This window comes from Pseudomonas sp. FP1742, from assembly GCF_030687145.1.
In the GTDB taxonomy this organism is placed as follows: domain Bacteria; phylum Pseudomonadota; class Gammaproteobacteria; order Pseudomonadales; family Pseudomonadaceae; genus Aquipseudomonas; species Aquipseudomonas frederiksbergensis_D.
In genome coordinates, this window is sequence record NZ_CP117460.1 from 1,395,340 (window position 1) to 1,414,695 (window position 19,356).

The 19,356-nt window shown below is 59.3% G+C and carries 19 protein-coding genes; 3 read left to right on the top strand and 16 right to left on the bottom strand.

Going from position 1 to position 19,356, the window contains the following annotated elements; translation table 11 throughout:
- Positions 1–19 precede the first annotated feature (19 nt).
- The 3 genes from PSH64_RS06200 to nhaA form a co-directional block, all read right to left on the bottom strand.
- Entirely contained in the window at positions 20–265 is a 246-nt protein-coding gene (locus tag PSH64_RS06200; protein ID WP_305411382.1) for a pyocin S6 family toxin immunity protein, read from the bottom strand.
- A gap of 15 nt (positions 266–280) precedes the next feature.
- Complete coding sequence (locus tag PSH64_RS06205; RefSeq protein ID WP_305480263.1) at positions 281–1,453, bottom strand: S-type pyocin domain-containing protein; 1,173 nt, start codon at positions 1,451–1,453, stop codon at positions 281–283.
- Between the two features lie 121 nt (positions 1,454–1,574).
- Entirely contained in the window at positions 1,575–2,762 is a 1,188-nt protein-coding gene (gene nhaA, locus PSH64_RS06210; protein WP_305480264.1) for a Na+/H+ antiporter NhaA, read from the bottom strand.
- Between the two features lie 250 nt (positions 2,763–3,012).
- On the opposite strand from nhaA, the gene PSH64_RS06215 reads away from it, so the two are divergent.
- The gene (locus PSH64_RS06215; RefSeq protein WP_105348453.1) at positions 3,013–4,107 is read left to right on the top strand and encodes a PLP-dependent cysteine synthase family protein; all 1,095 of its coding nucleotides are present in this window, start codon (positions 3,013–3,015) and stop codon (positions 4,105–4,107) included.
- A 116-nt stretch (positions 4,108–4,223) separates the two neighbouring features.
- On the opposite strand, the gene PSH64_RS06220 is transcribed toward PSH64_RS06215, so the two are convergent.
- From PSH64_RS06220 to PSH64_RS06230, 3 genes are all read right to left on the bottom strand, one after another.
- A complete protein-coding gene (locus tag PSH64_RS06220; protein ID WP_305480265.1) occupies positions 4,224–5,837 on the bottom strand; it encodes an NAD(P)/FAD-dependent oxidoreductase in 1,614 nt (537 codons plus the stop codon).
- A gap of 95 nt (positions 5,838–5,932) precedes the next feature.
- Positions 5,933–6,598, bottom strand: a complete 666-nt coding sequence (locus PSH64_RS06225; RefSeq protein ID WP_305480266.1) for a COG3650 family protein — start codon at positions 6,596–6,598, stop codon at positions 5,933–5,935.
- Between the two features lie 93 nt (positions 6,599–6,691).
- Positions 6,692–7,291, bottom strand: a complete 600-nt coding sequence (locus PSH64_RS06230; protein ID WP_007935868.1) for a short chain dehydrogenase — start codon at positions 7,289–7,291, stop codon at positions 6,692–6,694.
- A 106-nt stretch (positions 7,292–7,397) separates the two neighbouring features.
- Between PSH64_RS06230 and PSH64_RS06235 the strand changes: the two genes are divergently transcribed.
- Positions 7,398–8,312: a LysR family transcriptional regulator gene (locus tag PSH64_RS06235; protein ID WP_105348431.1), complete on the top strand. Its 915-nt coding sequence runs from the start codon at positions 7,398–7,400 to the stop codon at positions 8,310–8,312.
- A gap of 145 nt (positions 8,313–8,457) precedes the next feature.
- On the opposite strand, the gene PSH64_RS06240 is transcribed toward PSH64_RS06235, so the two are convergent.
- The 9 genes from PSH64_RS06240 to PSH64_RS06280 all read right to left on the bottom strand — a co-directional run bounded on the left by PSH64_RS06240 (position 8,458) and on the right by PSH64_RS06280 (position 16,180).
- Positions 8,458–8,937, bottom strand: a complete 480-nt coding sequence (locus tag PSH64_RS06240; RefSeq protein ID WP_305480267.1) for a DoxX family protein — start codon at positions 8,935–8,937, stop codon at positions 8,458–8,460.
- Entirely contained in the window at positions 8,934–9,695 is a 762-nt protein-coding gene (locus PSH64_RS06245; RefSeq protein ID WP_305480268.1) for a DUF2063 domain-containing protein, read from the bottom strand. The genes PSH64_RS06240 and PSH64_RS06245 overlap by 4 nt, the downstream gene beginning before the upstream one ends.
- Positions 9,692–10,546, bottom strand: a complete 855-nt coding sequence (locus PSH64_RS06250; protein ID WP_105348422.1) for a DUF692 domain-containing protein — start codon at positions 10,544–10,546, stop codon at positions 9,692–9,694. Before PSH64_RS06250 ends, PSH64_RS06245 begins: the two co-directional genes overlap by 4 nt.
- Positions 10,547–10,571: 25 nt before the next feature.
- The gene (locus tag PSH64_RS06255) at positions 10,572–10,877 is read right to left on the bottom strand and encodes a DUF2282 domain-containing protein (protein ID WP_105348420.1); all 306 of its coding nucleotides are present in this window, start codon (positions 10,875–10,877) and stop codon (positions 10,572–10,574) included.
- Between the two features lie 301 nt (positions 10,878–11,178).
- A complete protein-coding gene (locus PSH64_RS06260; RefSeq protein ID WP_030128348.1) occupies positions 11,179–11,880 on the bottom strand; it encodes an ABC transporter ATP-binding protein in 702 nt (233 codons plus the stop codon).
- Positions 11,881–12,648, bottom strand: a complete 768-nt coding sequence (livG, locus tag PSH64_RS06265; protein ID WP_105348414.1) for a high-affinity branched-chain amino acid ABC transporter ATP-binding protein LivG — start codon at positions 12,646–12,648, stop codon at positions 11,881–11,883.
- A complete protein-coding gene (locus PSH64_RS06270) occupies positions 12,645–13,901 on the bottom strand; it encodes a high-affinity branched-chain amino acid ABC transporter permease LivM (RefSeq protein WP_105348412.1) in 1,257 nt (418 codons plus the stop codon). Before PSH64_RS06270 ends, livG begins: the two co-directional genes overlap by 4 nt.
- Positions 13,898–14,821 (bottom strand): high-affinity branched-chain amino acid ABC transporter permease LivH, encoded by a 924-nt coding sequence (gene livH, locus PSH64_RS06275; RefSeq protein WP_105348410.1) that lies wholly within the window; start codon positions 14,819–14,821, stop codon positions 13,898–13,900. The genes PSH64_RS06270 and livH overlap by 4 nt, the downstream gene beginning before the upstream one ends.
- A 231-nt stretch (positions 14,822–15,052) precedes the next feature.
- Entirely contained in the window at positions 15,053–16,180 is a 1,128-nt protein-coding gene (locus PSH64_RS06280) for a branched-chain amino acid ABC transporter substrate-binding protein (protein ID WP_105348409.1), read from the bottom strand.
- A 350-nt stretch (positions 16,181–16,530) separates the two neighbouring features.
- Here PSH64_RS06280 and PSH64_RS06285 point away from each other — a divergent pair, with 350 nt between their 5' ends.
- On the top strand, positions 16,531–16,836 hold the full coding sequence (locus PSH64_RS06285; protein ID WP_370694474.1) for a DUF2288 domain-containing protein: 306 nt from the start codon (positions 16,531–16,533) through the stop codon (positions 16,834–16,836).
- Positions 16,837–17,049: 213 nt separating this feature from the next.
- Here the strand turns inward: PSH64_RS06285 and PSH64_RS06290 are convergent, their stop codons facing one another.
- Positions 17,050–19,248: a hypothetical protein gene (locus PSH64_RS06290; protein ID WP_105348407.1), complete on the bottom strand. Its 2,199-nt coding sequence runs from the start codon at positions 19,246–19,248 to the stop codon at positions 17,050–17,052.
- Positions 19,249–19,356 lie beyond the last annotated feature (108 nt).

The following is a 19,356-nucleotide window of genomic DNA, read 5'->3' on the forward strand; positions in this document are numbered from 1 at the left end:
TATGCCAGATTCAATATCGTTAGTCTTGGCAAAGTCCCATGTAGTACACCAAGTCGTCTCTGAAAGAGTCACCAACCAGTTCCATAATCGTGTTGGCTTGAGTGGGGGATAATTTGTGCTCGCCCATGGGTATATCCCACAAGGTTGACCAGCCCATGACATTAAGCACCGCTCCCTCTAAGGCCTGCGGTACATCCTTTTCATATTGCAATGAATCGTCCGGGTTCGGCTCGTCGAAGAAACCGGAGATTTCAATAAATATCATTCTTGGTCCTCATCGTTATTTTGTTGATGTCCGTCTCTCAGGTTTTGCTTTGCCAGTCTGTTCGCCCGTTTTTGCATCAAACTCTCCTAAGTGATCCCCTGCCCAGTTGTACACTTCGACGGCGCCATGCTGATAATCCCACTCATAAATGCGCTTCTTGCTTTCCCAGCGTTTTCGATTTCCCTTAGTCTGAACACGAATAGCATCGGGGAATGCCGGCAGAACCTTTGGTGGAGGATGATAACTGTGGTCACCACTGATAGGCCTTGCCACCACTACGTATAACGGCTTTAACCCCGAGTCCGCCGGAAACACAAGAATGAAATCCTTGTACTCAGGTGGATAAACCGGATTCACAATGATGCTGTCAGCCGCCTTAGTCGGCGGGTAAACCCAGACGTGCGGCGCTTGTGGCGCAGCTTCCAAAGCGGGGATGCCGAGGGTGCTTGAGCCGTCCTCGGCCGGCGTCCAGATCAGCTCAACGCCGTCCCCGAGATCAGCCACTTGCTGACTGCCGCGCAAGCTGAATTGCACGACGTCGACCATCTCCCAGTCACGGTTTTTACCGGTATAGAAACCGTATCCCTTGAGACTGCCGTCAGCCTGTTGCTCTACCCGCAGACGAACGCGGGTGCGCGCCTGTTTGAGAGATCGCAGTTGATCTTCGGTATAGAGCGAGCTGTCACCAAGGCTTGACGGTATGACCAGGGCCATCAGGCCTGCCAAGGTGGCCGCAGCGGTGCTGACGGCGACGGCGGGTAATGCGGCGAACGCTGAGCCACCCAGGGCGAAGCTGCCGAAACCCGCAGGGATGGCGGTGCCACTGATTTTCTTCAGCGGCACGACACCGGTTTCATCAGCCTCGCGGGCACCGAGCAGGATCAGTTCGCCGTAATCCTTCAGGCTGTCGGTGGGCACCATACCTGAGGGATTGGAGTAATCGATGATGGCGTCCGGCAGCTTGCAGGACTTGGCGAATACGCAACCTGCACGAACCGATTCTTCCTTTTTCGCAACGGTCTCACGACTGCGCTCGAAGGCGTCTTGTCTCGCGAGCATGGCGTCGTAGGCGTCTTGTCTGGCATCACGCTCGGCCAATTCGGTGGCCGTCATGAATCGGTGGGTGACGTGATGCCCGTCGCCCGACGGTGGGTTTTGCACCCGTGGGATGTCCTTGTTGCCAGCCATTGATTGTCCTTTCGCGCGTCCATCGGCAACCCCCAAAGAGGGGGCTGCGCGACGTTATCGAACGTGGCTAATCATGGCTGTAGGACGAGTCCTCAATGTCGCTAAGAGTGTTCTCTATCACTCAGGATTGCAGTGCCGCGCTCTTGCGACTTGCCGCCGCCGTCACCGCATAACCGATCAATGCCGCCAGGATCGAACCGGTCAAAATCCCCATGCGGTCCATCCCGGCGTATTCACTGGCGCCGGGCACGAAGGCCAGGGAGCCGACGAACAAACTCATGGTGAAACCGATGCCGCAGAGGATCGCCACCCCCATGATCTGGCCCCAGTTGGCGCCTTGGGGCAGGGCGGCGATGCCGATTTTTACCGCCAGCCAGGTCAGGCCGAAAACACCGACCGTCTTGCCCAGCAGCAGGCCGACGGCGATGCCCATCGGCACATGGTGGGTGAAGCTTTCGACGGTCACGCCGCTCAGGGACAGGCCGGCGTTGGCGAAGGCGAACAGTGGCAGGATGCCGTAGGCCACCCACGGATGCAGGGCATGTTCCAGGGTCAGCAGCGGCGACGGCTCGGCGTTTTTCGTGCGCAGTGGAATGCAGAAGGCCAGGGTCACACCGGCCAGTGTGGCGTGCACGCCGCTCTTGAGTACACACACCCAGAGGATCAGCCCGATGATCATGTACGGCCCGAGTTTCACCACACCCAGTCGGTTCATCCCGATCAAGGCCGCGATGCAGGCCGCGGCCAATGCCAGGGACAGGGTCGACAGTGCGCCGGAATAAAAGATCGCGATGATGATGATCGCGCCCAGGTCGTCGATGATCGCCAGGGTCATCAGGAACAGTTTCAGCGACACCGGCACGCGTTTCCCCAACAGGGCCAGTACGCCGAGGGCGAAGGCGATGTCGGTGGCGGTCGGGATGGCCCAGCCACTCAGCGCGGTCGGGTTGTCACGGTTCAAAAACCAGTAGATCAGCGCCGGCACCACCATGCCGCCAATCGCCGCCGCGCCGGGCAGGACGATTTGCGAGGGCTTCGACAGTTGGCCGTCGAGGACTTCGCGCTTCACTTCCAGGCCGATCAACAGGAAGAACAAGGCCATCAGGCCGTCGTTGATCCACAGCAGCAGTGGCTTGGCGATTTTCAGGGCGCCGATCTGAGCCACCACAGGAGTGTCCAGCAGGCCGCTATAGAGCCATGACAGCGATGAATTGTTGATGATCAGGGCGAGGACAGCCGCGGCGATCAATAACAGACCGCTGGCAGCTTCCAACTGAAAGAAACGCGTGAACGTGCTACGCAGAGGCAATGTCGCTCTCCATCGATAAATTCAAAAGGTGGCACACCCTAACCCGTACCGTTAGTTGTTAAAACAAAAGTTATATTCTTTTTTGTTATATGTCGTTACAACGTGGTCGGTCAGCAAAGGCCTGAGCCTAGCAGTTGCCGGACGTATTGGGCCCCAGCTGTATCTGTGCTTGATGTAGGTTTTTTCCTAAGCTTGTGGACTGAGCCTTGCGACAAGGCCGACTCTTGCCTGATTCAACGAGAAAACCACCATGAACGACAACCGACAGTGGGCCCGCGAAGCCATCCGGATCATCGAAGCCGACTTCCAGCGTAGCGCCGACACCCACCTGATCCCCTTGCCGCTGCCGGGGTTGCCGGGCATCGAGTTGTACTTCAAGGATGAGTCGAGCCATCCCACCGGCAGCCTGAAACATCGGTTGGCCCGCTCATTGTTCCTCTATGCATTGTGTAACGGCTGGCTCAAACCCGGCGCGCCGGTGATCGAAGCCTCCAGCGGTTCGACGGCGATTTCCGAGGCGTACTTTGCCCGTTTGCTGGGGTTGCCGTTCATTGCGGTGATGCCTGCGAGCACATCCAGGGAAAAGATCGCGCAAATCGCTTTCTACGGTGGCAAGAGCCATCTGGTGGACGATCCGACGCAGATTTACGCTGAGTCCGAACGCCTGGCTCGCGAACACGACGGGCATTTCATCGACCAGTTCACCTACGCCGAACGCGCCACCGATTGGCGGGCGAACAACAACATCGCCGAATCGATCTTCCAGCAAATGCGCTTCGAGCAGCACCCGGAACCGAGCTGGCTGATTTCCAGCCCCGGCACCGGCGGCACCACCGCGACACTGGGCCGTTACGTGCGCTATCGCCAGCATTGCACCCGCGTGCTGTGTGCCGATGCCGAGCGTTCGGTGTTCTTCGATTACTACAAGACCGGCGACGCCAGTCTGCGTCTGGATCACGGTTCACGGATTGAAGGTATTGGCCGGCCGCGTGTCGAAGCGTCGTTCTTGCCCAAAGTCATCGATGCAATGGTCAAGGTGCCGGACGCGTTGTCGCTGGCGGCCATGCATTATCTGGCGCAACGTTTGGGGCGACGGGTGGGCGGATCGAGCGGGACCAACCTGATCGGTGCCTTGATGGCGGCCCAGCAGATGGTGGCGGCGGGGGAGTCGGGGTCGATCGTGGCGATTCTGTGCGATGGCGGCGAGCGCTATGCCGACACCTATTACGATCAGGCCTGGCTCAAGGCCCAAGGGTATGAGTTGAGTGGCTTGATGGATGCCGTGGCGGCCAGCGTCGAACGCGGCGAGCCGTTGCCGGTCAGCGTGTTGCGCGCCAATATCTGACACACCGAAAACCAATGTGGGAGCGGGCTTGCTCGCGAATACGGTGTCACATTCAATAGAGATGTTGACTGATCAGCCGCATTCGCGAGCAAGCCCGCTCCCACATTTAATTTGTGTCAGGCCTCGAGGCCGAGGATATCCCGGGCAACCGCTTCGGCAATCCGAATCCCGTCGACACCCGCCGATAGAATCCCGCCCGCATAACCCGCGCCTTCACCGGCCGGGAACAAGCCCTTCACGTTCAGGCTCTGCATCGACTCGTTACGGGTAATCCGCAGCGGCGATGAAGTGCGCGTCTCGATCCCGGTCAACACCGCGTCGTGCAGCGAGTAGCCACGAATCTGCTTCTCGAACGCCGGCAAGGCTTCGCGAATCGCTTCGATGGCGAACGCTGGCAAAGCCAGGGCCAAATCACCCAAGGCAACGCCCGGTTTGTAGGACGGCTCGACGCTGCCCAACTCGGTGGACGGCTTGCCGGCGATAAAGTCGCCGACCAGTTGCGCCGGTGCTTCGTAGTTGCTGCCACCCAGCACAAAAGCGTGGGATTCCAGGCGTTCCTGCAATTCGATGCCGGCCAGTGGGCCGCCCGGATAATCGACTTCCGGGGTGATGCCGACGACGATCCCGGAGTTGGCGTTACGTTCGTTACGCGAGTACTGGCTCATGCCGTTGGTAACCACGCGGTTCGGCTCGGAGGTTGCCGCCACTACGGTGCCGCCCGGGCACATGCAGAAGCTGTAGACCGAGCGGCCATTCTTGGCGTGGTGCACCAGTTTGTAGTCGGCAGCGCCGAGCTTCGGGTGGCCGGCGTACTTGCCCAGGCGCGCGCGGTCGATCAACGACTGCGGATGCTCGATACGGAAACCTACCGAAAACGGCTTGGCTTCCATGTACACGCCACGGCCGTGAAGCATGCGGAAGGTGTCCCGGGCGCTGTGGCCGAGGGCCAGAATCACGTGTTTCGAATGGATCTGCTCGCCGCCGTTGAGCTCGACGCCCACCAGTTGGCCGTCGTCGATCAGCACATCGGTCACCCGCTGCTGGAAGCGCACTTCGCCGCCCAGGGCGCGAATCTGCTCACGCATGTTTTCCACCACACCGGTCAGACGGAACGTCCCGATGTGCGGCTTGCTGACGTACAGGATTTCTTCCGGCGCACCGGCCTTGACGAACTCGTGCAGCACCTTGCGACCGAGGAATTTCGGGTCCTTGATCTGGCTGTAGAGCTTGCCGTCGGAGAACGTCCCCGCGCCGCCTTCGCCGAATTGCACGTTGGATTCGGGGTTGAGCACGCTTTTACGCCACAGGCCCCAGGTGTCCTTGGTGCGCTGACGCACTTCGGTGCCGCGTTCGAGGATGATCGGCTTGAAGCCCATCTGCGCCAGCAGCAGGCCGGCGAAGATCCCGCACGGGCCGAAGCCGACCACGATCGGGCGTTGGCTCAGGTCGGCCGGCGCCTGGCCGACCATTTTGTAGCTGACATCCGGCGCCACGTTGACGTTACGGTCATCGGCGAACGTGCGCAGCACCGCCGCCTCATCGCGAACGTTGAGGTCGATGGTGTAGATGAAACACAGTTCGGAGGACTTTTTGCGCGCATCGTAGCTGCGCTTGAACAAGGTGAAGTCGAGCAGGTCATCACTGGCGATGCCCAGGCGCTGCACGATGGCAGGGCGCAGGTCTTCATCGGGATGGTCGATCGGCAACTTGAGTTCGGTGATTCGTAACATGGCGGGATCCGGTTCGCGGGGCGCACAACTGCGCCAAGGCGTTTGAAGCCCGCGATTATAAGCCTCAAAGGATGATTCCCGTGAGGCTAAAACGATCAGTCGTTACGCGATCCGCCAAAATACCCGCAGCCGCGTTGCACCTGGCCATCGATACGCAGTTCGGCGCTCATGTGCTGCACGCTGCCGGTGCTGCTGTCGACGCAACGTTGCGGCGCGACCCAGAGCTCGATGCGCTGATTATTGGCTTCGGTGCTGAGGTTGAAGCGGCCATCGCCCAGCTGTTCTTCAACATACGGCACGGCCAGAGGGGGCTGACCGACGCGGTCGATGACCATGCCCTTGCCGCTGACTTTGACGTTCCACTCGGGGCCGTGGCCGGCGGCGCGCAGGATCAGCTGTTTAAAGTTGGGGTCGTCGCATGCGCTGCCCGAGCGTTCGACGCGGTACAACTGCGTAAGGTCGAGTTGGCTGTCAGCACCACTGGCAACGATCCGGCCGCGCACATCGGCGAACAGCTTGCCCTGATCATCGGCCAGGGTCGCGGCCTCTTGCAGGATGCTGGTGCCACCGATGTCATTGACCACGAAACTGCGTTGCTCATTACACGGCTGGAACAGCAGCTTGCCGTCGGCCGCCGTCAATTGGCCCTGCATGCGGGTCTGGCCCACATGGGAAGCACTTTGCCGTGGGCCATCGAGCAACTGGCAAGCGGCGAACAACGGAAGCAGGGCAACAAGCACTAAGGAACGGGCAACACGCATCTTTGAGTCTCCTGACAAGTGCCGCCACGTTACTCAGCCTGACCGTTCATCACAACCCTGCAATGTTCTCGCTTTCCTGTGGGCGAGTCTGGTTTAGCCGACGCGATAGGTCTGGCCGGTCTGCAGGCCTTCCACGCTTTTGGCGTAGGCCAGCGCCACGTCGGCGGCGGGAACCGGTTTGAAACCACGGAAGTACGGCGCATAGCTGCCCATGGCTTCGACCAGCACGTTCGGGCTGACCGAGTTGATGCGCAGACCGCGTGGCAGTTCGATCGCCGCCGCACGGACGAAGGCGTCCAGGGCGCCGTTGACCAGGGACGCGGAGCTGCCGGTACGAATTGGATCGTGGCTGAGGATGCCGGTGGTGAAGGTGAAAGACGCACCGTCATTGGCGAATTCCCGGCCGATCAGCAGCAGGTTGACCTGGCCCATCAGTTTGTCGCGCAAGCCGAGTTCGAAATCTTGTGCGGTCATGGTGGCCAGCGGCACGAAGTTGACACTGCCGGCGGCGCAGATCAGCGCATCGAAGTTGCCGGTCTGTTCGAACAGTTTGCGGATCGAGGCGCTGTCACTGATGTCGACCTGGAAATCACCGCTCTTGCGGCCGATACGGATGATTTTGTGGCGTTGGGACAGTTCATGGTCAATGGCCGAACCGACGGTGCCGGAGGCGCCAATCAACAGAATTTTCATCGTGCAGTTCCTCAAGTGGGTTGGATTTAAAGTTAAGTCTAGTGTGGTTTTTTTTATAAATAAGCGTGCTAATGGGCAACCTTTGGTTTTCAAATGGAAACAATCCATGAGCGAAATGGACGACCTGGCAGCGTTCGCGGTGTTGATCGAGGCGGGCAGTTTCACCCTGGCCGCCCAGCAATTGGGTTGCAGCAAAGGGCAACTCTCCAAGCGCATCAGCCTGCTGGAAACGCGCTTTGGCGTGGTGTTGCTGCAGCGCACCACGCGCCGCTTGAGCTTGACGGCGGCGGGCGCGGCGCTGTTGCCGCAGGCCCAGGCGCTGGTGGTGCAAGTCGAGCGAGCGCGTCAGGCGTTGGCGCGGCTCAAAGACGACATGGCCGGCCCGGTGCGGATGACCGTGCCGGTTTCATTGGGGGAAACGTTCTTTGATGGCGCATTGCTGGAGTTTTCCCGGCAGTACCCCGAGGTGCAGATCGAACTGGAGCTCAACAACCACTACCGTGATTTGTCCAGGGACGGGTTCGACCTGGCGATCCGCTCGGAAGTGGCCAACGACGAACGTCTGGTGGCCCGACCGTTGCTGGCCTGGCACGAGATGACCTGCGCCAGCCCGGCGTATCTCGAGCGATTCGGTGAACCGCTGACGCCCCAGGCCTTGGCCGAACACCGCTGCCTGCTCAACAGTCATTACAGCGGTCGCGAAGAATGGCTCTATCACCAACAGCACGAATTAACGCGGGTGCGAGTGTCGGGGCCGTTTGCCAGCAACCATTACAACCTCTTGAAGAAAGCGGCACTGACCGATGCCGGCATTGCGCGTTTGCCGTCGTATCTGTTGCAGGAGGAATTGGCCGACGGACGTTTGCGCTGGCTCCTGCGCGATTATCAGACCCGCAGCATGCCGATGTATCTGGTGCATCCGTATCAGGGGGGGCTGCCGAAGCGTACCCAAGTGCTGGCGGATTATTTGATCGGTTGGTTCAAGCGCAGTGGCGAGGCGCTGGATCGGCTTCAACGATAACCTCTCACCACACAACCCTTGTGGGAGCGGGCTTGCTCGCGAAGGCGATGTGTCAGCCAACATATCTGTCGAATGTGATACCGCATTCGCGAGCAAGCCCGCTCCCACAGTTGGATCTCCATTGCCGGGAGTTCTGGGGTTGGTTTCAGCGCGGGTATCGCTTGGCAATCAGGTGATCGATCGACAACTTGCCAGGTCCAGTCGCCATCAAGTACAGCAACACCGCCGCCCAGGTGCCGTGGGTCGGATACGCATCGGGGTACACGAACAGTTGAATGGTCAGGGTCATACCCAGCAGCGCCAGGGCTGAAAAGCGCGTGGCGAAGCCGATCAGGATCAGCACCGGAAAGAAATGCTCGGCGAAGGCCGCCAGGTGCGCCGCCAGTTCCGGGGAGAGCAACGGCAGGTGATATTCGCTCTGGAACAACGGAATGGTCGAGTCCGCCAGCCTTGGTACGCCGAGTTCAAAGGTGCCGTCGATCAAGTCGATGGCCAAGCCTTCCACCTTGGTCTGCCCGGATTTCCAGAACACCGCGGCAATGGAAAAGCGCGCGATAAAGGCGATCAGGCTGTGGGGGATTTTTTCCAGCAGCGCGATGGCGCGGGTAATGGTGTTTGTGTTCATGGCGATACCTGGTTGTGGTGTAAATGGGTGATGGCGTTGTGGCTGATCAGCAGCGCCAGGGTTTGGCTGAGGTCGAAGGCGGGGGCAGTTTCCAACGCTTGGCTCAGGGGCTGTCCGAGTCGCAGGCTCTGAATGAAGGTGCTGGCGCCCTGGTCGATGGTGAAGACCTCAACCTCCAGGCCGTTGCGCAGAACCAATGCGTTTTGTCCGTGGTCGAGATCGACCCCGGCCAGCGAGGCGTCCTGTTGGTGAGCCGCCCAGATCCTGACCACGGCGAAAGCTGAAGTCAGCAGATTCAAGGAGGGGTGAAGCCCGACGGTCAGTTCGCTCAGCGCTTGTGGGTCCGCCAGCGCGGTGGCGATTTGTGCATGGCTCAAGGGCTGCGCGTCGGCAGCGTGATAGGCCTGAACGCGCAAGCGCTCCAGCCGCGCCACATCGGCCAGATAAGGCACGCAGGCTGCCGGTTCAAAGTGGTCGATGAACCCGGCGAAGTCCTTGCCGTAATCCTTGATGAGCGGGCCTTGAGGTGGGCAACTCTGCACATACGAGCCCGCCATCGCCCGAAAGAACTCCTCGCCCACCAACTGCACAACCACCGGATAACTGTCGGCCAGGGCGTTGATCAGCGAACTCTGCACATTGTTGCGATACACCGCGAAACGGCTGGCCGGATCGGCACCGTTGGTGCTGCACAAACCCTCGGGGCAGGGCTGTTGCGGATCGAGCAGGGCGGCGGCAAAAGTGGCTTGAGCGCTCATGGCCGGCTCCCCGCGCGGTGCAGCAACTCATCGGCATGCCGGGCTTCGGCGTGCAACACGCTGAAGGCCGGTAACCGGTTGTCGCGCTCGATCAACGTGGCGATCGGGCCGACCCGCTCCAGCACCCGCGAGTACAGCGTCCACACAGCGTTATCGATGGGGGCGCCGTGATCGTCGATCAGCAGACGGTCACCGAGGCTGTCGGTGTCTTCGGCAAAACCGGCCAGATGAATCTCTCCCACCGCGTGTAGCGGCAGGGCGTCGATGTAGGCCAGCGGATCTTTTTGGTGATTGATGCAGGAAACGTAGACGTTGTTGACGTCCAGCAGCAGGCCGCAGCCGGTGCGGTGAATGACTTCACCGATGAAGTCGGCTTCATCGATTGTCGAGTTCTGGAACGCCAGGTATGTCGCCGGGTTTTCCAGCAGCATCGGGCGTTTGAGGGTGTTCTGCACCTGATCGATGTGCTCGCAGACGCGGTTCAGCGTCGGCGCATCGTAGGCCAGGGGCAACAGGTCATTGAGAAACACCGGACCATGGCTGGACCAGGCCAGGTGTTCGGAAAAGGAGTGGGGTTGATAGCGTTCGATCAGCGCGGCGAGCCTTTGCAGGTGCTGACCATCCAGCGGACCTTCGGCACCGATGGACAGGCCAACGCCGTGCAGTGACAGCGGATACTGCTCGCGGATCAACCCCAGAAAGTGATGGAACGGGCCGCCGGCCACCATGTAGTTTTCGGCGTGGACTTCGAAGAAACCGATGTCCGGTTGTGCACCGAGCACTTCACGAAAGTGCTCGGTCTTGAGCCCCAGCCCGGAGCGGGGCGGGAGCCCGGAGAATGAATGGTTCATGGTCGACACTCAGGCTGGGGGCTGATTACGACTTGGCTTTGTAGGCTTCCAGCTGGCCGAAACCGGTTGGCGAAGTCTTGCTCTCGGTGGTCATGCAGGTGCCTTTCGGGACGAGTTTCCAGGCATTGGCCTGGTGATCCATTTTGGCGGTGCCGGCGCAAGTGGTGCCGGCGCCTGCGGCGCAATCGTTATGACCTTTCATGGCCACGCCGAAGCATTTTTCCATGTTGGCGTCAGCGGCATGGGCCGTGGAGACAGCGGCGATGCTCAGGGCAGAACCAAGGGCCAGAACCAGGGCGGTGGCGGACAGGGTGCGGGTGGTAGCAGTCATGATGTTTCTCCGAAATTGAGCTTGGTTTGGCAAGCGTTTGTGCTTGCTTACCGCTCTAGAGAAACGACAACGCGGGGTGTTACAGCTGACTGCAGTTTTTTTTAAAAAAATCCTCAAGGCACCACGAATCCCCTGTGGGAGCGGGCTTGCTCGCGAAAGCAGTGGGTCAGTCACCACCTATGTTGAATATCAGATTGCATTCGCGAGCAAGCCCGCTCCCACAGGGGATCTTCATTGTTGTGAGGTTTGTGCCAGGCACAAAAAAACGGCCCGAAGGCCGTTTTTTGTTTACCGCAAGGGCTTAACCGCCGAGGTACGCTTCGCGCACTTTCGGATCGGTCAGCAGCGCTTCACCCGTTCCGGTCATCACCACCCGGCCGTTTTCCAGCACGTAGGCACGGTCAGCGATTTTCAGCGCCTGGTTGGCGTTCTGCTCCACCAGGAACACCGTCACACCGTCCTTGCGCAGTTGTTCGATGATGTCGAAGATCTGCTGGATGATGATCGGTGCCAGGCCCAGCGATGGCTCGTCGAGCAGCAACAGCTTGGGCTTGCTCATCAGCGCGCGGCCGATGGCGAGCATTTGCTGTTCGCCGCCGGACATGGTGCCGCCACGTTGGGCGAAGCGTTCTTTCAGGCGTGGGAAAAGTCCCAGAACCTTGTCCATCTGCTCCTGATAATCGCCCTTGTCGGTGAAGAATCCGCCCATGGCGAGGTTTTCTTCCACGGTCAGACGGGCAAACACCCGACGACCTTCCGGAACCACGGCGATGCTTTTACGCATGATCTGCGACGAGTCCTGGCCGACGAGTTCCTCGCCCATGTAGCGGATGCTGCCGCTGTGGGCTTGCGGCGAACCGCAGAGGGTCATCAGCAGGGTCGACTTGCCGGCACCGTTGGCGCCGATCAGGGTCACGATCTCGCCCTGGCGGACTTCGACGTTGACGCTGTGCAGCGCCTGGATCTTGCCGTAGAAGGTGGAAACGTTTTCGAACTGCAGCATTTACGCTTCCCCCAGGTAGGCTTTGATCACTTCAGGATTGTCGCGGATCTGCTCCGGCGTGCCGTTGGCCAGTGGTGTGCCCTGGTTGATCACGAAGATGTGGTCGGAAATGCTCATGACCAGTTTCATGTCGTGTTCGATCAACAGCACAGTCACATTATGCTCTTCACGCAGGGTGCCGATCAGCGCCTTGAGGTCTTCGGTTTCCCGCGGGTTGAGGCCGGCGGCCGGTTCGTCGAGCATGAGGATCCGCGGGCGGGTCATCATGCAGCGAGCGATTTCCAGGCGACGTTGCTGACCATAGGCCAGTGTGCCGGCCGGGCGGTTGGCGAACTCCTTGAGGTTGACCTTTTCCAGCCAGTACTCGGCGTATTCCATGGCCTCGCGTTCGCTTCTGCGGAACGCCGGGGTCTTGAACAGGCCGGCCAGGAAGTTGGTGTTCAGGTGACGGTGTTGCGCGATCAAGAGGTTCTCGACCGCCGTCATTTCCTTGAACAGCCGCACGTTCTGGAAGGTCCGCACCACGCCTTTGAGGGCAATCTTGTGGCCCGGCAGGCCCTGGATCTGCTCGCCGTCCAGCACGATGCTGCCGGCGGTCGGCTGGTAGAAACCGGTCAGGCAGTTGAACACGGTGGTCTTGCCGGCACCGTTGGGGCCGATCATCGATACCACTTGTTTCTCTTTGACGCTCAGGGCCACGCTGTTGACCGCCAGCAGGCCGCCGAAGCGCATGCTCAGGTCAGTGACTTTCAGGATCTCACGGCTCATTTGCGCAGCTCCATGTGGGGGCGTTGCATAGGCAGCAGACCTTGAGGACGCCAAATCATCATCAGCACCATCAAGGCGCCGAACATCAACATGCGGTATTCACTGAATTCACGCATCATTTCCGGCAACAGGATCATCACCGTGGCGGCGAGTACGACGCCCAGTTGCGAGCCCATGCCGCCCAGCACCACGATGGCGAGGATGGTCGCCGATTCGATGAAGGTGAAGGATTCCGGTGTCACCAGGCCCTGGCGCGCGGCGAAGAAGCTACCGGCGAAACCGGCGAAGCAGGCACCCAGGGTGAACGCCGACAGCTTGATGACCGTAGGGTTGAGACCCAGTGCACGGCAGGCGATTTCGTCTTCACGCAGCGCTTCCCAGGCACGACCCAGGGGCATGCGCAGCAAGCGGTTGATGACGAACAGGGCGAACAGAGACAACAACACCGCGATCAGGTAAAGGAATATCACCTTGTTCACCGGGTTGTAGGTCAGACCGAAGTACTCGTGGAAAGTCTGCAGACCCTCTGCGGCGGTTTTATCGAAGGTCAGCCCGAAGAGTGTTGGCTTGGGAATGTTGCTGATGCCGTTCGGACCACCCGTGAGGCCGGTCAGGTTACGCAGGAACAGACGGATGATTTCACCGAAGCCCAGGGTCACGATCGCCAGGTAGTCACCGCGCAAGCGCAGCACCGGGAAACCGAGCAGGAAGCCGAACGTGGCCGCCATCATCCCGGCAATCGGCAGGCAGATCCAGAAGCTCAGGCCGTAGTAGTGCGACAGCAGCGCATAGCTGTAGGCGCCCACGGCATAGAAGCCGACATAACCGAGGTCGAGCAGGCCGGCCAGACCGACCACGATGTTCAGGCCCAGGCCGAGCATCACGTAGATCAGCACCAGGGTGGCGATATCCACCGCCCCGCGGGAGCCGAAGAACGGCCAGATCAGCGAGCCGACGATCAGCGCAATGATGATCCAGCGCTGGGTGGTCGGCAGGGTCAGGAAGTTACTGGCCTTGGCCGGCATCCCCGGCAGGCTTGGCGAGGATTTCCAGGCCGCGCTGATCTGCTGGTCGAACAGCACCCGCAGGAACATCAGCACCGAGCACGCGGCGATGGTGATCAGTGTGGCGGTACTGGCGCCCTGGACTTCGAGGTTGATGCCGACGATGGTCAGTTTCAAGCCGAGTACCGGGTAGGCAACGGCCCACACCAGCAAGGCGCTGAACAACGCCTGTTTAAGATTCCTAGTCATACTTTCTCAACCTCCGGACGGCCCAACAGGCCGGTTGGCCGGAACAACAACACCAGGACCAATAGACCGAACGCCACGACGTCCTTGTACTGGTCGCCGAAGATATCGGCACCAAAGGCTTCCGCCACCCCAAGCACCAACCCGCCGAGCATCGCGCCGGGGATGCTGCCGATACCGCCCAGTACCGCGGCGGTGAAGGCCTTGAGGCCGACCAGGAAACCGGCGTTCGGGTTGATTACGCCGTATTGCATGCTCAGCAGCACGGCTGCGATAGCCGCCAGTGCCGCACCGATGACGAAGGTCAGGGCGATGATGTTGTTGGTGTTGATGCCCAGCAGGTTGGCCATCTTGATGTCTTCGGCACAGGCACGGCAGGCGCGACCCAGGCGAGAGCGGGAGATGAACAGCGTCAGGCCGAGCATGGCGACCAGGGTCACCACGAACACCACGATTTGCATGTAGGAAATCAGCACTTCATGTGCGCCACCTGGCCCGATGGCGAAGTTGCCGGGGATCAGGTTGGAGATGGATTTGTCCTTGGAGTCTTGCGAAAGCAGAACGGTGTTCTGCAGGAAGATCGACATGCCGATGGCGGAGATCAGCGGAATCAGACGGTTGCTGCCGCGCAGGGGGCGGTAGGCGATCCGTTCGATGCTGTAACCGTAGGCACTGGTCACGACGATGGTCGCGATGAAAGCGGCGGTCATCAACAGCGGGACACTGTCGAGTCCCAGCATGGCCAGCCCGGCGATGGCGATGAACGCCACGTAGGAGCCGATCATGTACACCTCGCCGTGGGCGAAGTTGATCATTCCAATGATGCCGTAAACCATCGTATAGCCGATGGCGATCAGGGCATACGTGCTGCCAATGGTCAGACCATTAACCAGCTGTTGGAAAAAGTGATAGATGTCAGGCATTACAGCGCTCCTAAAAACCTGATACGCATTTCACTGGTGGAGTCATTTTCCCGCTCGAGCCCCATGGATCTGCATCCACTTCGAATTCGAGGTTTGCCAGCGAACCGCTGATGACGGTTTTGAGATTTTCAGGTGGGGAGGCTGGCGGATCACGCCAGCGCGGCCCAATACGTTCGTAAAACAAAGCCCACGGCACGCCGTGGGCTTTATTGGCAGTCAGTCAGGCAAGCCTTACTGAGGCGAAACTTCGGTTTTCGGTTTGCCGAAGTGCCACTGGTAAACCACGAACTTGAAGTCTTTCAGGTCACCCTTGGCGTCGAAGCTCAGGTCGCCAGTCGGGGTCTTGAAGGTGCCTGCGTGAATGGCAGCAGCCACTTTGGCAGTGTCTTCGCTCTTGGCAGCCTTGATGCCTTCGGCGATGACTTCCACAGCCGAGTAGGCCGGGAACACGAACGGACCGCTCGGGTCTTCTTTCTTGGCCTTGAACGCGTCAGCCAGGGCGATGTTGGCCGGATCCTGGTCGAAGGATTTCGGCAGGGTCACCAGCAGGCCTTCGGAAGCCTCCTTGGCGATCTGCGAAATGGAGTCGTTACCCACGCCTTCCGGACCCATGAACTTGGCTTTCAGGCCTTTTTCTTCGGATTGACGCAGGATCAGGCCCAGTTCCGGGTGGTAGCCGCCGTAGTAGACGAAGTCGACGTTGGCTTGCTTGAGCTTGGCGATCATCGAGGAGAAGTCTTTGTCGCCGGCGTTGATACCTTCGAACACGGCAACCTTGACGCCTTTGCCTTCGAGGGTTTTCTTCACGGCGCTGGCGATGCCTTCACCGTATTGCTGTTTGTCGTGCAGTACGGCAACGATTTTCGGTTTTACGTAATCGGCGATGTAGTTACCGGCGGCAGGGCCCTGGGCGCTGTCCAGACCGATGGTGCGGAACACCATTTTGTAACCACGGGAGGTGATGTCCGGGCTGGTGGCAGCCGGGGTGATCATGATCACGCCTTCGTCTTCGTAAATGTCCGAAGCCGGTTGAGTGGAGCTGGAGCACAGGTGACCGACCACGAACTTGACGCCGTCGTTGACGACTTTGTTCGCGACGGCAACCGCTTGTTTTGGATCGCAGGCATCGTCGTATTCAACGGCTACGAGCTTCTTGCCGTCGACGCCGCCCTTGGCGTTGATTTGTTCGATGGCCATTTTGGCGCCACTGAACTGCATGTCGCCGTATTGGGCTACAGGGCCGGTTTTAGGGCCGGCGATGCCGATCTTGATGGTGTCGGCGGCGAACGAATGGCTGGCAACTCCGGCCAGAACCATAGCGGCAAACAGTTTTGAAATCTGCTTAGTAGCCTTAGTCATAGTGCTCCACTCTTACTGTTGTAGTTTTTATAGTCCTGGCGCCGTAGCAGCAGAACCGGGTCAGATATCGTCGATATCCTCCGGAAAATGCCCCCGGCAACTGTACCGGTACAGTGTAGAGCGCCGATTGTTGGCCTGGGAAGCTGGCGCCAGGGGGCAAAACCTGAGGGTGTCGCTTTATTGAAAGAAAAAGACAGAATCGCGGCGAGATGTTAGCTGGCTAATACTTGAAGCAGCAGCATTCCCTGGCTTTCCCGGGTTTTTCAATCGGTAACGCAATTACATCCGGGTTTTTCTGGCCCAACACCGACGTTATCATTCACATCGATTTTTTTTGCGGACAGGAACCCATGACTCAAGAACCTAGCACCCTCTATGCCAAGCTGCTTGGTGAAACCGCATCTATTACCTGGAAAGAGTTGGAGCCGTTCTTTGCCAAGGGTGCCCTATTGTGGGTCGATCCTGGTCTGGATTTGATCGCCGCAGCCGAAGCGGTGGCGACCGATGAAGGCGAGAAAGTCGCTGCCTGGCTGGCTGCCGACAAGGTCGCCAAGCTGTCTGAAACGCGGGCGCTGGATCTTTTCGAGCGCGATCCCGAGCTGTGGGCGGTTGTTGTTTCGCCATGGATCATGATCCAGGAAAGGGCGAAGTCTTGATGGTGCGCACCGATTTGGTGCCTGGTTTTGTCGGACAAAAGTGTGTAGCCGAGTAGCGTGATGGCAGGTTGCCGTAGAGAAAGGCCACAGAAAGGCCGCTATAACGGTGACGTAAACGTAACGGGAACAGTTTATTGAGCAGCCGATGGGCTGCTCAATTGTTTCTGGATGTGATCGTTCCCACGCGGGGCGTGGGAATGCTCACGCCCAGCTTCAATAAGCGGTCTTGCCCGTATGGTTATTCAGCGAAATAACCTTGGTCTTGCCAATCCGGTGGCGGTAGATCTCGCGCAGGTACTTGATCGCCTTCTTCACGCAGTCGCGCGACAAACGAATGTCGTTGATCGAGACGAACTTCTCTTTGTCGTTGATCAGCTCGCGGTACTTCTTCTCATACATCGGTTTGATCGCGTACCAGTTGGTATCGAGGATCTTCGCCGGGTTTTCGAATTCGTTGAGCAGTTCGTCGATGCGGTCTTCGTCGAAGTCTTCATTGATGATGAAGTCCAGGATCGAGTTGTCCAGAGTGTCATCAAAACGGTACGGGTTTTTCGCAAAGCAACGCTTGATGAACGCCACGATCAGCGTCAGGAAGTCGTCCGACAGGCACGGGCTCTTGGCGATCAAAGTGGTCAGCGACAGGTTGGCCGAGGCGCCGATCACCAATGCATAGCGCTTGAGCGTGGTGTTGGGGAACAGGCTGTTGAGGTGGGTCTTCAAGCGGTTAAGGTCCATATAGGACAGCTTGTAGTCCTTGGGCAAGGACACAATCGACACCACCGACGAGCAATTCTTGAAGAAGTGCAGGTCGTGCAGTGCAGCCGCGTCATAGCCCGAATTCTTGTACTGCTCGAGCGAGGCGCGATAGCGCTTGGACTCGATCGGCAACAGGCTGATGCCTTCGATTGCCTGGGTGACTTTGTTGAAGTGCGGCAGGTCGATGGAGCGGAAAAACAGGTCATCGATGTTCAGGCGCTGCGGCTCCTTCTCGAACACCTTGAACTTGTCATTGCTCGGCGGCGGGGTTTCCGGCACCACGGACTCGGCGTAGGCAATCGCCACCGGGCCGGCGAGGCTCATGAACAGGTCGTTGGCGTCCAGGCGAATGGTTTCGCCGATGTCGATGCCGGCACGACGGAAGTAGTTCTGGTCGTAGTCGGTGGTGACCGCCTGTGCTGTCAGAATGTTGAAGATCTGCTGCGAGATGTACTGGTTGGCGTGCTTTTCCATCGCGTTGACGTCGATGTTCTGGATGTTGCCGTCATCGCTTTCTTCGGCATAGCGCATGATGTCGTTGGAGATCAGCATCATGGCGTTCCATGGACGGATACGGCCCATGACGCTGGCTTCGCTGCTGTCTTCGTTGGCGAAGTTGTAGGAGAAGTCCCACTCTTCCGACAGGTATTTGCACAGCAGGCGACCGGCGTTGATGTGCAGCGCCTCGGACATTTCACTGCGGTGATCGGAAATGTTCGGCAGGACACAAATACCGCTGGTGAAGATCGGCTCGAAGACGAAGGAATGACCGCTCTTGCCGTCGTGTTCGTCCATCGGCTTGGTGTCGAACGTCTTGTTCATGTACGAGTGCTGCTGGGCCAGGCCGAATTCCGAGGCCATGCCCGAACCGGTACCGCCGCCGGCACTGAAGATCGAGAAATACAGGCGCGACTGGTTGGCCTTGATCCCGCAGCTGTCGATCAGGTACGAGTGAATCATCTTCCAGTCGGGGCTGGAGAAGCGCTGGGTGTCCTTGTTCAGGATGATCTTGGCCAGATACTGGCCGAGGATCGGCGCGTTACCGGCGCCGCCGGCGTGGACTTCCGACAAGTCCATGATTTTCATTTTGCTGTAGTCACGCAAAAAGCCGCTTTTTTCGCCCTTGCGCGAGAAGCGGATGCGGCCGGCGATGTCCTTGTCCAGGTCGCCGAGCATCACCAGCGGTTCCACCAGGAACACCGGTTTGCTGGCCTTGTTCGGCCCCAGGCGCAGGTTGTTGCGAATCCACTGCGCCGGGCTGTAGCCCTTTTCGGCGTAGCGCTTGTCCGGCGACAGACGGTCTTCGTTATTGAATTCGTTGAGGTAGAACTTGCGGGCGTTGTACACCAGTTCCGCCACGTCCAGCGCGATATTCGACCCACAGCGGCCCAGGCCGATCAGGCACACCGAGGGGAATTCCTGGTCGTTGTGCTGTTCGCTGTCGCCTTCCAGATGGGGCGGGCGCGGGAACACCAGGTCGCGCAGGCCATCGAGGTTGTCGAGGATGCGGTCGGTATTGGTTTCGGTGAAATACAGGTATTGCTGAGTCGCCAGCGGACGCGACGGGGGCAATGGCTTCAACGATGAGGGGCTGTTCGCCGCGGGGCTCAGGGTCAGGTCGGATACCGCGGGGGCCGGATTATTTTTAGAAGTCATTGTGCGCCATATACCTGGACTGGTCGGCTCGGCGACAAGTGTCATCGAGTCATCACGGAATGGGATCTCGCGTCTTTTTGCAGCGCGTATGTGGCCCAAGCGTCAGGG

What these genes read in the sequence shown, in the direction of transcription:
- PSH64_RS06245 (WP_305480268.1), bottom strand. Translation starts at nt 9,695, where the DNA reads ATGAGCGCTCAAGCCACTTTTGCCGCCGCCCTGCTCGATCCGCAACAG.
- PSH64_RS06290 (WP_105348407.1), bottom strand. Translation starts at nt 19,248, where the DNA reads ATGACTTCTAAAAATAATCCGGCCCCCGCGGTATCCGACCTGACCCTG.
- PSH64_RS06235 (WP_105348431.1), top strand. Translation starts at nt 7,398, where the DNA reads ATGAGCGAAATGGACGACCTGGCAGCGTTCGCGGTGTTGATCGAGGCG.
- PSH64_RS06280 (WP_105348409.1), bottom strand. Translation starts at nt 16,180, where the DNA reads ATGACTAAGGCTACTAAGCAGATTTCAAAACTGTTTGCCGCTATGGTT.
- PSH64_RS06200 (WP_305411382.1), bottom strand. Translation starts at nt 265, where the DNA reads ATGATATTTATTGAAATCTCCGGTTTCTTCGACGAGCCGAACCCGGAC.
- PSH64_RS06225 (WP_305480266.1), bottom strand. Translation starts at nt 6,598, where the DNA reads ATGCGTGTTGCCCGTTCCTTAGTGCTTGTTGCCCTGCTTCCGTTGTTC.
- livG (WP_105348414.1), bottom strand. Translation starts at nt 12,648, where the DNA reads ATGAGCCGTGAGATCCTGAAAGTCACTGACCTGAGCATGCGCTTCGGC.
- PSH64_RS06250 (WP_105348422.1), bottom strand. Translation starts at nt 10,546, where the DNA reads ATGAACCATTCATTCTCCGGGCTCCCGCCCCGCTCCGGGCTGGGGCTC.
- livH (WP_105348410.1), bottom strand. Translation starts at nt 14,821, where the DNA reads ATGCCTGACATCTATCACTTTTTCCAACAGCTGGTTAATGGTCTGACC.
- PSH64_RS06240 (WP_305480267.1), bottom strand. Translation starts at nt 8,937, where the DNA reads ATGAACACAAACACCATTACCCGCGCCATCGCGCTGCTGGAAAAAATC.
- PSH64_RS06205 (WP_305480263.1), bottom strand. Translation starts at nt 1,453, where the DNA reads ATGGCTGGCAACAAGGACATCCCACGGGTGCAAAACCCACCGTCGGGC.
- PSH64_RS06230 (WP_007935868.1), bottom strand. Translation starts at nt 7,291, where the DNA reads ATGAAAATTCTGTTGATTGGCGCCTCCGGCACCGTCGGTTCGGCCATT.
- PSH64_RS06215 (WP_105348453.1), top strand. Translation starts at nt 3,013, where the DNA reads ATGAACGACAACCGACAGTGGGCCCGCGAAGCCATCCGGATCATCGAA.
- PSH64_RS06285 (WP_370694474.1), top strand. Translation starts at nt 16,531, where the DNA reads ATGACTCAAGAACCTAGCACCCTCTATGCCAAGCTGCTTGGTGAAACC.
- PSH64_RS06220 (WP_305480265.1), bottom strand. Translation starts at nt 5,837, where the DNA reads ATGTTACGAATCACCGAACTCAAGTTGCCGATCGACCATCCCGATGAA.
- PSH64_RS06270 (WP_105348412.1), bottom strand. Translation starts at nt 13,901, where the DNA reads ATGACTAGGAATCTTAAACAGGCGTTGTTCAGCGCCTTGCTGGTGTGG.
- PSH64_RS06255 (WP_105348420.1), bottom strand. Translation starts at nt 10,877, where the DNA reads ATGACTGCTACCACCCGCACCCTGTCCGCCACCGCCCTGGTTCTGGCC.
- PSH64_RS06260 (WP_030128348.1), bottom strand. Translation starts at nt 11,880, where the DNA reads ATGCTGCAGTTCGAAAACGTTTCCACCTTCTACGGCAAGATCCAGGCG.